The sequence below is a fragment of the Streptomyces sp. NPDC049577 genome, assembly GCF_040675635.1.
Classification (GTDB): Bacteria; Actinomycetota; Actinomycetes; order Streptomycetales; family Streptomycetaceae; genus Streptomyces.
In genome coordinates, this window is the sequence record NZ_JBFAPH010000208.1 from 1 (window position 1) to 11,336 (window position 11,336).

11 protein-coding genes and 5 tRNA genes are annotated in these 11,336 nt (G+C 72.8%); 11 read left to right on the forward strand and 5 right to left on the reverse strand.

Going from position 1 to position 11,336, the window contains the following annotated elements:
- Both AB0K09_RS22000 and AB0K09_RS22005 read right to left on the reverse strand, forming a co-directional pair.
- On the reverse strand, positions 1–1,068 hold a 1,068-nt coding region (locus AB0K09_RS22000; RefSeq protein ID WP_366067081.1), incomplete at its 3' end, for a carboxyl transferase domain-containing protein.
- 195 nt (positions 1,069–1,263) lie between these two features.
- On the reverse strand, positions 1,264–3,657 hold the full coding sequence (locus AB0K09_RS22005; protein ID WP_366067082.1) for a polysaccharide lyase 8 family protein: 2,394 nt from the start codon (positions 3,655–3,657) through the stop codon (positions 1,264–1,266).
- A gap of 219 nt (positions 3,658–3,876) precedes the next feature.
- Between AB0K09_RS22005 and AB0K09_RS22010 the strand changes: the two genes are divergently transcribed.
- The 7 genes from AB0K09_RS22010 (at position 3,877) to AB0K09_RS22040 (ending at position 6,312) form a co-directional block, all read left to right on the forward strand.
- Positions 3,877–3,948 (forward strand) — tRNA-Gln (locus AB0K09_RS22010).
- 67 nt (positions 3,949–4,015) lie between these two features.
- A tRNA-Glu gene (locus AB0K09_RS22015) sits at positions 4,016–4,088 on the forward strand.
- A gap of 41 nt (positions 4,089–4,129) precedes the next feature.
- Positions 4,130–4,202: transfer RNA gene (locus tag AB0K09_RS22020), tRNA-Glu, on the forward strand.
- Between the two features lie 18 nt (positions 4,203–4,220).
- Positions 4,221–4,292, forward strand: a tRNA-Gln gene (locus AB0K09_RS22025).
- 32 nt (positions 4,293–4,324) lie between these two features.
- A tRNA-Glu gene (locus tag AB0K09_RS22030) sits at positions 4,325–4,397 on the forward strand.
- Positions 4,398–4,484: 87 nt separating this feature from the next.
- Positions 4,485–5,381 (forward strand): MEDS domain-containing protein, encoded by an 897-nt coding sequence (locus AB0K09_RS22035; protein ID WP_366067083.1) that lies wholly within the window; start codon positions 4,485–4,487, stop codon positions 5,379–5,381.
- Positions 5,365–6,312: an MEDS domain-containing protein gene (locus AB0K09_RS22040; protein ID WP_366067084.1), complete on the forward strand. Its 948-nt coding sequence runs from the start codon at positions 5,365–5,367 to the stop codon at positions 6,310–6,312. The genes AB0K09_RS22035 and AB0K09_RS22040 overlap by 17 nt, the downstream gene beginning before the upstream one ends.
- A 99-nt stretch (positions 6,313–6,411) precedes the next feature.
- Here the strand turns inward: AB0K09_RS22040 and ndgR are convergent, their stop codons facing one another.
- The gene (gene ndgR / locus AB0K09_RS22045; RefSeq protein ID WP_366067085.1) at positions 6,412–7,140 is read right to left on the reverse strand and encodes an IclR family transcriptional regulator NdgR; all 729 of its coding nucleotides are present in this window, start codon (positions 7,138–7,140) and stop codon (positions 6,412–6,414) included.
- A gap of 99 nt (positions 7,141–7,239) precedes the next feature.
- Here ndgR and leuC point away from each other — a divergent pair, with 99 nt between their 5' ends.
- From leuC to AB0K09_RS22065, 4 genes are all read left to right on the forward strand, one after another.
- Positions 7,240–8,673, forward strand: a complete 1,434-nt coding sequence (gene leuC / locus AB0K09_RS22050; protein WP_366067086.1) for a 3-isopropylmalate dehydratase large subunit — start codon at positions 7,240–7,242, stop codon at positions 8,671–8,673.
- Positions 8,674–8,679: 6 nt separating this feature from the next.
- The gene (gene leuD, locus AB0K09_RS22055; protein WP_366067087.1) at positions 8,680–9,273 is read left to right on the forward strand and encodes a 3-isopropylmalate dehydratase small subunit; all 594 of its coding nucleotides are present in this window, start codon (positions 8,680–8,682) and stop codon (positions 9,271–9,273) included.
- 201 nt (positions 9,274–9,474) lie between these two features.
- Positions 9,475–9,720, forward strand: a complete 246-nt coding sequence (locus AB0K09_RS22060; RefSeq protein ID WP_366067088.1) for a hypothetical protein — start codon at positions 9,475–9,477, stop codon at positions 9,718–9,720.
- 122 nt (positions 9,721–9,842) lie between these two features.
- Positions 9,843–10,523 carry an HU family DNA-binding protein gene (locus AB0K09_RS22065; protein ID WP_366067089.1) on the forward strand — a complete coding sequence of 227 codons (681 nt, stop codon included), beginning with the start codon at positions 9,843–9,845 and terminating at the stop codon, positions 10,521–10,523.
- A gap of 80 nt (positions 10,524–10,603) precedes the next feature.
- Here the strand turns inward: AB0K09_RS22065 and AB0K09_RS22070 are convergent, their stop codons facing one another.
- On the reverse strand, positions 10,604–10,846 hold the full coding sequence (locus AB0K09_RS22070; protein WP_366067090.1) for a hypothetical protein: 243 nt from the start codon (positions 10,844–10,846) through the stop codon (positions 10,604–10,606).
- A gap of 10 nt (positions 10,847–10,856) precedes the next feature.
- Positions 10,857–11,336, reverse strand: a 480-nt coding sequence (cofC, locus tag AB0K09_RS22075) for a 2-phospho-L-lactate guanylyltransferase (RefSeq protein WP_366067091.1), incomplete at its 5' end; no start/stop codon positions are given.

The following is an 11,336-nucleotide window of genomic DNA, read 5'->3' on the forward strand; positions in this document are numbered from 1 at the left end:
CCGCGCGGCCTTCTCCGAGGCCTCGATGTCCAGCACGCCGGCCAGCGACTGCGGCTGGTTGGCGATGATGCCGACGACCTGGCCGTCCAGCCGGGACAGGGCACAGATGATGTTGGTGGCCCAGCGCTCGTGGACCTCCAGGTACTCGCCCTCGTCGACGAGCTCCTCGATGACCTTGCGCATGTCGTACGGCCGGTTGCCGTCCGCCGGCACCAGGTCCAGCAGCGCCTCGCCCGGCCGGTCGGCGGGGTCCTCGCAGACCACGCGCGGCGGGTTCTCCCGGTTGTTCTGCGGCAGCAGCGACAGCAGGTAGCGCACCTCCTCGAGGCACGTCTCCTCGTCGTCGTACGCGAAGTGCGCGACGCCGGAGGTCTCCGCGTGCACGTCGGCACCGCCGAGCCCGTTCTGGGTGATCTCCTCGCCCGTCACCGCCCGCACCACGTCGGGGCCGGTGATGAACATCTGCGAGGTCTCCCGCACCATGAACACGAAGTCCGTCAGCGCGGGGGAGTAGGCGGCGCCGCCGGCGCACGGGCCGAGCATGACGCTGATCTGCGGGATGACACCGGAGGCCTTGGTGTTCCGCTGGAAGATGCCGCCGTAGCCAGCCAGCGCGGAGACGCCCTCCTGGATGCGCGCGCCGGCCCCGTCGTTCAGGGAGACCAGCGGCGCACCGGCCGCGATGGCCATGTCCATGATCTTGTGGATCTTGGTGGCGTGGGCCTCGCCCAGCGCACCGCCGAAGATCCGGAAGTCGTGCGCGTACACGAACACCGTGCGTCCGTGCACGGTGCCCCAGCCGGTGATCACACCGTCGGTGTACGGGCGCTTCGCCTCCAGGCCGAAACCCGTGGCACGGTGCCGTCGCAGCGGCTCCACCTCGGTGAAAGAGCCCTCGTCCAACAGGAGGTCTATGCGCTCGCGAGCGGTCAGCTTCCCCTTGGCCTTCTGCGCCTGGGTAGCCCGCTCGCTCGGGCCACGCCGAACCTGCTCGCGGATGGCGTGCAGCTCGGCGACGCGCCCACGGACGTCACTCGCCTCTTCGGGCGCACCTTCGAGATTGCTCATGCATAGACGGTACGTGGCGGGACCTCTGGAACATCATGTCGGTTCCGCACAACGTCCCGGGCGATTTGGTGGGCAGGCGACACAGAACTGCTCAGCACGATTGTCAGTTGTCCTGACCTCGTGCGGCCCGGGGAGCTGTCGGCACCCCACAATGCACTCGGGCCCGCGCAGTGGTCAGGGGTCATTGACCGGTGCTCACGCCACCTCGACCTCGCAAGCATGCCCGGCGCACGCCGTGCCCGGGGTGACGCGCAGCCGCAGCGACGGACCCGTGCCCAGCACCCGCACGGACGCATCGCAGGAGGTGACGCGTCTCACGGGCCACGCCCACTCCACGTCGACGGGGGTGCCCGTGCGCGCCGGCTCGGCGACGTGCAGTGCGGCCCTCCGCCCGCGCAGCCGCAGCAGGACGGAGGCGGGCGCGGACACCGCGAGCCGCCCCACCGCCCCCGGCTGCCAGAAGTTGGCCGCCGTCAGCCCCAGGGAGGGCAGCCGCACGGCCTGACGGGCCGCGCTGTTCTCCAGCACGGTCAGCCACCGCGGGTCGGCGGCGCGGGCCGCCAGGGTGCGCGGCCCGGCACCCGGCAGCAGCACGTACGCGTACGAGGCGGCGTCCGGGTCCGTCCCGTGCGGCTGCCACAGGGTGAGGTAGCGGCGGGTGAGGGGCTCCGGGGAGCCGCCCACGTTGACGTCCCGCCACGAGCCCGTCCGGTCCTCGCACCGGGCCTCCAGCCGGGCCCCGCCGGGGAAGAGCCAGCCACCGTGCCCCTCCAGGTGCACCCAGCGCACCCGCTCGTACGACCGCCACCAGCCGTCCCCGCCCGTCTCCGCGCCCCCGTCGACGACCAGGCGCACGGGCCCCGCTCGGCGCACCGCGCGGTTGTCGACGACCGTCTCCACCGGCACCCCGTCGCGCGCGGTCACGCCCGCGCCGAGGCAGACGACGGCGTCCGCCGCGCAGAACCACGACTTGCGGGCCTCCAGCGTCGAGCCCAGGCCCTTCAGATGCTGCCCGACGGCCGCGAACTCGCCGTCGGTGACCCCGCCCACCCAGCGCACCGCCGGCTTGGGCGCGCCCCAGCCGCCGCCCTCGCCGTCCGCGAGCCGCCGGGTGGAGACGGTGGTGCCCGGCAGCCGGTACGGGTCGACCGTGGGCCAGAAGCCGTCGGAGTACGGGTCGCCGTGCCCGTCGGCCCACCAGGACAGCATCCCGGCGCCGGTGTGCCAGCCGCGCGGGTTCTCGCCGTTGCCGGTCTCGTAGTACGTGATCCGGTCCGAGGCCATCGCGATCGCCGCCGTCCAGCCCGGGCGCCGGTGCACGGCCCGGTCCATGGCGGCGAACAGCCGGTGGCCCACCGGCTCGGGCGCCGCGGGGACGGGCCGGGCGGCGACGGCGGCGAGCCGGGCCAGGTCGGCGGTGCCGTAGCGGGGGTCCGTGAGCAGCGGGGCGACGGTGTCCCGGGCGATCCAGCCCTTGATCAGGGCGTGCCAGCGGTCCCGCTCGGCCGGCCCGGCGCTCTCCGCCAGCAGCGCGACGGCCGCGATCAGCGCGTGGCCGCGCTGGTGGTCGCCCTGCGGTGGCAGCCCGGGGGGATCGGCGGCCTGCACACCGCGGCTGACGGCGCGGCCGGAGACGCAGTCCATCACCAGGCCGTCGTGGATCAGCGGCGCGTAGGCCCGCTCGACGCTGTCGTGGACGGTCCGCCGGTTCGGATCGGTCACCTCCCACGGCGAGCCGCGCAGCAGCAGGAACAGCCGTGCCAGGCCGTCGAGCAGCACACAGCCGTAGGTGCCGCTGTAGGCCACCGAGCCGTGCTGGACGAACGAGCCGTCGGCGTAGAGCCCGTCGCCGCTGGTGACGTACGGCAGGACGGGCGAGAGGGCGTCCCTGGCCAGCGCCGTCTTGGCGGGGGAGGCGCCGAGGACGCCGCGCAGGGCGACGACCCGGCACAGGTCGACGCGGTTCGCGCCGGTGCTCGTGCCGGAGTAGGAGCCCAGGGCCGAGTCCGGGACGAAGTGGTCGACGGCGGCGAGGAGGCGGGCCCGCCGGGGCTCGCCCGCCTCCCCGTGCAGCAGGGTGAGGGCGTCCAGCAGCAGCCGGGGGCTGCCGATCTGCCACTCCCACCAGTTGCCGTACGGCCGGGTGCCGGGGTGGTAGACGCGGTCGTGCAGGTGGTCGAGGCCGGCGAGGACGTCGGCCGCCAGTGCCGGATCGCCGGTGAGGCCGGTGCCGGGCTGGGCGTACGCCTGGGCCATGACGGACAGCCGGGCGAAGCTCTGCGTGATGCCGGCGGGCGGGTCGAAGGGCGCGTCCGGCCAGAGCGAGCCCGGCGCCGGCCGCATGGCCGCCCGGTGCGCGCGGGCGAGCTCGCCGGTGCGGCGCAGGACGCCGGCGTACGGCTCGGCGGAGGCGTCGAACCCGGTGCCGAGCAGCAGGTCGCGCCAGCGGGCGCGGAGGAGCGCGAAGTCGTCGGTGTCCGAGCCGCGCGGGGCGGCGGCCCCGGCCGGGCCGAACGCGCCGGTCGCGCAGGCGGCGAGGCAGGAGGCGAGGAAGCCGCGGCGGGTCCGGGCGGCGGGAAGCGAGGGCACGGCGGGTCCTCCCGGGGGAGCGGGGCGACGGCGGTGCGGGAGGCACACGGTGGCACGGCGGGACGGGAGTGGCAATGACCCCGTGGGGGGCCGCGGGTATCGGTTTTGGAGCCCAGTCCACCTTCGGGTAATGTTCTTCCTGCGCCGCCCGAGAGGGCCGAGAGGCCGGAGCGGGAGGCGCGAGCCGAGCAAGACCCCTTCCGGGGGGTCGAGTTCCGGTGGGGTATGGTGTAATTGGCAGCACGAGTGATTCTGGTTCACTTAGTCTAGGTTCGAGTCCTGGTACCCCAGCAAGAGAAATTCCGTGGAATTCATCCGCTGGGTAACTCTTGATAAATTGCGGTAACGCAGTGTGCAAGCCCCCGTTGTGTAGCGGCCTAGCACGCCGCCCTCTCAAGGCGGTAGCGCCGGTTCGAATCCGGTCGGGGGTACGGATTCCTGGTCGGGGTGAAACCCGAAAGGAATTGCTGGGGCCCCCGTTGTGTAGCGGCCTAGCACGCCGCCCTCTCAAGGCGGTAGCGCCGGTTCGAATCCGGTCGGGGGTACTGGTTTAAAAACCACCATGGGCTATGGTGTAATTGGCAGCACGAGTGATTCTGGTTCATTTAGTCTAGGTTCGAGTCCTGGTAGCCCAGCGCAGATGGCTTTTTGGTCTGCAAACAAGCTTGCCCCCGTTGTGTAGCGGCCTAGCACGCCGCCCTCTCAAGGCGGTAGCGCCGGTTCGAATCCGGTCGGGGGTACAAGAAGGAAAAATGCCTTTCGCTTCGGCGGAGGGCATTTTTTCATGCGTCCTTACGCCCGGAACGCGGCGGCGGGATAATCCCCGCATGGTCCATGCCCATGGCGTGCGCCGCCGGGTCCATGTCGGCGACCTCCGGCCCGGTGACCACGTGTGCCTGTTGTTCGAGTCGGACGAGGAGCGGGACTCGATTCTGCGGGACTTCGTGCTCGGAGGCCTGGACGCCGAGCACAAGATCCTCTACCTCACGGGGGAGAAGGACCCGCCCGGTCGGGACCTCCTGCTGGACCGATGCCGGCTGACCGACGCGGCAGCTCTGAGCGGCCGCGTGGACGTCCTGGGACTGGCCGAATTCCGCACCGTCCGGGGCCGGTTCGACCCCGCCGCGCTGCTGCGGCGGCTGCGCGGGGCCGTCGAGCGCACCCTCGCCGAGGGCTATCGCGCGCTGCGCGTCGCCGGCGACCTGTGCCCCCTCCCGGGCGACGAGCGCGACCTGCACCGGCTGCTGCGCTACGAGACGCTGCTGGCCGAGGAGTTCGGCTCCCGCAGGGCGCTGGCCCTGTGCCAGTACGACATCCGCCGCTGCGAGCCGGCCGCGCTCGACGCCTTCGCCGCGGCCCACGCCCGCAGCGTCGAGGCCGATCCCCTGGTGCGCACGGCGGACCTGGTCGTGGTGCGCACCTACCGGCCGCAGGGCCTGCGTATCGAGGGCGTGGTCGACGCCGGCTCCCACCGCTGTCTGCGCGAGGCGCTGCGCTCGGTGGCGGCCGTCCGCGGGGAGGTACGGCTGGAGATGTCCCGCGTGGAATTCCTCGACCTGGGCGGACTGCGGCTGCTGATGTCCTTCGCCCGGGCCCGCGCCGCCCGGCACCGCACTGTCGAGCTCACCGGGCTGCTGCCGCACCTGCTCCAGGTCATCACCCTGATCGGCTGGGACCGCACGCCGGGCCTGCGGCTGGGGGCGGCGCATGCCGGCTGCCGGTGACGCCGGGTTCGCGGGGTTCGCGCATCACGCGTGCCTCTACGGCACGGACGAGGAGTTCCTGGCGATGGCCGTGCCGTTCGTCCGCGACGGGCTGAGCGCCGGCGAGCCCGTACTGGCGGCCACGACCCCGGCCAACCTCGGTCTGCTCCGGCGGGCCCTGGGCGAGGGGGCCCACGCCCTGGACACCGCCGACAGCGCCCGCTTCGGGCCCCGGCCCGTGGAGCGCGTCACGGCCTTCCTGCGCTACCACGACCGCCGCGCCCGGCCCGGCCGGCGCACCCGGATGCTCGCCGAGCCGGTGTGGAGCGGCAGGTCCGCCCGCCAGGTGGCGGAGTGGAAGCGCATGGAATCCGGGCTGAACGTGCTGCTCGGCACGCTGCCGGTGTGGATGATCTGCCCGTACGACACCCGGACCGCCGCCGCGGACGTGCTGCGGGCCGCCCGTGCGACGCACCCGGTGCTGGTCGAGGGCCGGCGGCTGGTGCCGTGCGGCTCCTACGTGGAGCCGGCGGCGTACGCGGCATCCGTGCCGCCGCCGCGCGCGCCCGTACCGGCCGGGGCGGCGCGCATCGGCCCCACGACCCGGCTCGCGGCGGTGCGCGGCTTCGCGCGCGAGCGGGCCGCGGCCGCCGGCCTCACCGGCGACCGCCTCGGCCTGGCGGAGCTCGCCGTCGCCGAGGCGGCGACGAGCCTGCTCACCGGGGGCGCGGGGCGCCTCGGGGCACGCTCGTGGCACGAGCGGGGCGTACTGGCGTACGAGCTCCTGCACCCGGCGCCGCTGGCCCCCTACGCGGGCTACCGCCCACCGGGCCCGGCCCCGCACCCGGAGGACGGCCTCTGGCTGGCCCGCACGCTGACGGAGTCCCTGGACATCCACCGCAGGGGGCCGCTGACGAGGGTGACGCTACGGTTCACCCTGCTGTCCGGCTGACGGGCCCCAACGCCGGACGGCTGTCCGGACGACGGCGCCGCACGCCCCGCGGCCCGCGCAGGCTCGGCGCCGCAGGCGAACGGCGCCGCACCCGGCCTACTACCCGTTCCGCCGCAACGCCTCGGTGAGGCGCACCGCCGCATCGAGCACCGCCTGCGCGTGCATCCGCCCGGGATGCCGCGTGAGCCGCTCGATGGGCCCGGAGACGGACACCGCCGCGACCACGCGGTTGGACGGCCCGCGCACCGGCGCGGACACCGAGGCGACGCCCGGCTCCCGCTCGCCGATGGACTGGGCCCAGCCCCGGCGCCGCACGCCGGACAGCGCGGTCGCCGTGAAGCGCGCCCCCTGGAGCCCGCGGTGCAACCGCTCCGGCTCCTCCCAGGCCATGAGCACCTGGGCCGCCGATCCGGCCTTCATCGGCAGCGTCGAGCCCACCGGCACGGTGTCCCGCAATCCGGACAGCCGCTCCGCCGCGGCCACGCAGATGCGCATGTCGCCCTGGCGGCGGTAGAGCTGCGCGCTCTCGCCCGTCACGTCCCGCAGATGCGTGAGCACCGGCCCGGCCGTGGCCAGCAGCCGGTCCTCGCCGGCCGCCGCCGCGAGCTCGCTCAGCCGCGGGCCCAGGATGAACCGGCCCTGCATGTCGCGCGCCACCATCCGGTGGTGCTCCAGGGCCACCGCCAGCCGGTGCGCCGTCGGACGCGCGAGCCCGGTCGCCGTGACCAGCCCGGCGAGGGTCGCCGGACCGGACTCCAGGGCGCTCAGTACCAGAGCCGCCTTGTCGAGTACGCCCACGCCGCTCGAGGCGCCACTAGTGTTGTCCATGCAACGATACTTGCGTCTCACAGTGTGAAACGCAAGTTCAATTTTTCCGGGGAACCGCCAACCTGGACGGACACCACCCGACCCCACAGGAGAGACGCGATGGGACGGACACTCGCGGAGAAGGTCTGGGACGACCACGTCGTCCGGCGCGCGGAAGGCGAGCCCGACCTCCTCTACATCGATCTGCACCTGCTCCACGAGGTGACCAGCCCGCAGGCCTTCGACGGGCTGCGCAAGGCCGGGCGCCCCGTGCGCCGGCTCGACCTGACCATCGCCACCGAGGACCACAACACCCCCACCCTCGACATCGACAAGCCGATCGCGGACCCGGTCTCCCGCACCCAGCTGGAGACCCTGCGCAAGAACTGCGCCGAGTTCGGCGTCCGGCTGCACCCGCTGGGCGACGTCGAGCAGGGCGTCGTCCACGTGGTGGGACCGCAGCTGGGACTGACCCAGCCCGGCACCACCGTGGTCTGCGGGGACAGCCACACCTCCACGCACGGCGCCTTCGGCGCGCTCGCCTTCGGCATCGGCACCAGCCAGGTCGAGCACGTGCTGGCCACCCAGACGCTCCCGCTGGCGCCGTTCCGGACGATGGCCGTCACCGTCGAGGGCGAGCTGCCCGAGGGCGTCACCGCCAAGGACCTGATCCTCGCCGTCATCGCCCGCATCGGCACCGGCGGCGGCCAGGGCCATGTCATCGAGTACCGCGGCCCGGCCATCGAGAAGCTCTCGATGGAGGCCCGGATGACCGTGTGCAACATGTCCATCGAGGCGGGCGCCCGGGCCGGGATGATCGCCCCCGACGAGACCACCTTCGCCTACCTCCAGGGCCGCCCGCACGCCCCCCGGGGCGCGGACTGGGACGAGGCCGTCGCCTACTGGCGCACCCTGCGCACCGACGACGACGCCGTCTTCGACCGCGAGGTCGTCATCGACGCCGCCGAACTCTCCCCGTTCGTCACCTGGGGCACCAACCCGGGCCAGGGCGCGCCCCTGTCGGCGGCGGTCCCCGACCCCGCCTCGTACGAGGACCCCTCGGAGCGCCTCGCCGCCGAAAACGCCCTGAAGTACATGGGGTTGACACCGGGTCAGGCGCTGCGTGACATCCGGGTCGACACCGTCTTCGTGGGCTCGTGCACCAACGGCCGGATCGAGGACCTGCGCGCCGCCGCCGAGGTGCTGCGCGGCCGCGCGGTCGCCGAAGGTGTCCGCATGCTGGTCGTCCCCGGTTCGGTCCGGGTGGCGCTCCAGGCGGTCGAGGAGGGGCTGGACAAGGTGTTCACCGCGGCCGGCGCCGAATGGCGGCACGCCGGGTGTTCGATGTGCCTGGGCATGAACCCCGACCAACTCGCTCCCGGCGAGCGGTCCGCGTCGACCTCCAACCGCAACTTCGAGGGCAGGCAGGGCAAGGGCGGCCGCACCCACCTGGTCTCGCCGCAGGTCGCCGCCGCCACCGCCGTCCTGGGCCGGCTGGCCTCCCCGGCCGACCTGGCCGGTCAGTCCGACGTACGTACTCCTGTGGAGGTCTGAGCCGACATGGAAGCTTTCACCACGCACACCGGCCGCGCCGTCCCGCTGCGCCGCAGCAATGTCGACACGGACCAGATCATCCCCGCGCACTGGCTCAAGAAGGTCACCCGCGACGGCTTCGAGGACGGGCTCTTCGAGGCGTGGCGCAAGGACCCGGAGTTCGTGCTGAACCGCCCCGAGCGGCAGGGTGCCTCCGTGCTGGTGGCCGGGCCGGACTTCGGCACCGGCTCCTCCCGCGAGCACGCCGTCTGGGCGCTCCAGAACTACGGCTTCAAGGCCGTCGTCTCCTCCCGCTTCGCGGACATCTTCCGCGGCAACTCGCTCAAGAACGGACTGCTGACGGTCGTGCTGCCGCAGCCGGTGGTCGAGCAGCTCTGGGAGCTGACCGAGAACGACCCCTCCGCCGAGGTGACGGTGGACCTCGTCGCGCGCGAGGTGCGGGCCCCGGGCATCACGGCCGGATTCGAGCTTGACGAGAACGCCCGCTGGCGGCTCCTGGAGGGACTGGACGACATCGGGCTGACCCTCCGGCACGAGGCCGACATCTCCGCCTACGAGGCGGGGCGGCCGCGTTTCAAGCCCTCCACCGCCCTGATCTGAGGCCCTTTCGCCCGTTATTCCGGTGGCCCACGGCCTTCTCCCGGCGCGTTCGGCCCAGTCCCGGACCCGGCTCCGGGACCCCGGATTTTCGCTGCTCACCCCAGGTTTGGCATGATGCGCCCCCTGTCTTCGGACAGGGGGCGCATCGCTCTGTTGAGGCCCCGTGAAGCGACAACTCGCCTCAGATGGCACAATCGGTGCATGGAAGGTGACAGCCAACTCGAGCTTTACCGGCGCGTCGCCGACCAACTGAAGGAAGCGCACACAAGGGTGCGCACACTGCAAGTCCCGGAGGGCGTGCGCATGACGCTGTCCCGGAAGCTGCTGGCCATCACGGCCGCGGCGAAGCACGATCTCTCAGGCGCGGCAAGGCGTCTGGACCGGCTGATGAACGACCTCGACGAGGGCCGTTTCCCCGAAGAGCCCGACACCGACGGAACTCCGTGATGGGTCGGGTTCGTTGCGGCACAAGGGTGATTAGACCGTTTCGTGTTTGATTTGCGGTATATATCTGCCTAACGTGCGAAAAGGCTGGAGCGCATTCCAGCAAAGTCTCCGAAGGGGAAGACGTGAACAAGGCGCAGCTCGTTGAAGCGATTGCCGACAAGCTCGGCGGACGTCAGCAGGCCGCGGACGCGGTCGACGCCGTGCTCGACGCGATCGTCCGTGCGGTTGTCGCCGGCGACCGGGTCTCGGTCACCGGCTTCGGTTCTTTCGAGAAGGTGGACCGTCCCGCCCGCTATGCCCGCAACCCGCAGACGGGTGAGCGCGTGCGGGTCAAGAAGACCTCGGTGCCGCGCTTCCGCGCCGGTCAGGGCTTCAAGGACCTGGTGAGCGGCTCGAAGAAGCTGCCGAAGGGTGGCGAGGTCTCCGTCAAGAAGGCGCCGAAGGGCAGCCTTTCCGGCGGTGTCGCGGTCAAGAAGGCCACGGTGAAGAAGGCGGCCGCCAAGAAGGCCGCCGCGAAGAAGGCGACCACCGCCAAGAAGGCGGCACCGGCGAAGAAGACCACCACCGCCGCCGCCAAGAAGGCGACCGCGAAGAAGACCACCACGGCGAAGAAGGCGACGCCGGCCAAGGCCGCCGCCGCGAAGAAGGCGGCACCGGCGAAGAAGACCACCACCGCCGCCGCCAAGAAGACGACCGCGAAGAAGACCGCGCCCGCCAAGAAGGCCGCCGCGACCAAGGCTCCGGCCAAGAAGACGACCGCGCGCAAGACCACGGCCAAGAAGACCGCCGCCAAGAAGAAGTAGGGCGACGCATCCGCGTGACGCGCCGGGCCGGGCTCCCTCCGGGGAGCCCGGCCCGCGGTCTGTTACGGGCGGGAACCGCCTCAGAAGGTCTGGAGCGTCACCAGGGTCACACGACGGCCGGCGGCACCACCGGATCCCGCACCACCGGATTCCGCACCGCCGGACTCCTCGGCGAACTCGATGCGCACCCGCTGCCCGGGCCGCAGCAGCCGCAGCCCCCCGGCGTCGAACGCCGCCGCGTCGAAGGGCACCGGAGTGCCGTCGTCCAGGAGAACGCTCCCCGAGCGCGTCTCGGGGTCGAAGGTGTACGCGGTGGCCTGCATGGGCAGAAGCTTATGCGCCGGCGGGCCCGGCGGGTATGCGCGCGGCGTCCGCCACCGCCGCCGTCCGGGGGCCCACCCCCAGCGCGAGGGCGTCCCGCAAATCGGCCTCGGTATCCACGTCGCGGCGGACTGAATCCACCCCGGTCAGCCCGATCTCATGGGCACCGGAAGCCCGGTGACGGGCCCGTGAAGCCCCCTCGAACGCCGGAGCCAATTCAATTCCGGGGGCCGCCGACAGCAGCGTCGTCCCGATTCCCGCCGCGTCCGCGAGAAAAGCACGCGGGAATTCACCGGCCGAATCGAGCACCCGCCCGAGCTCCCTCGGCCGCAGAGCCGGCAGATCCGCGCCCAGCGTGGCCACCGGCGCCCGTGGAGAGCGTGCCCGCACCGCTCGCGCGCCGTGCGCCAGCGCCGCGTTCAGCCCGCCGTCCCCCGGCGGCTCCGGCACCACCCGGGCGCCCAGCGCGGCCAGCAGCGGGCCGGCCAGCGG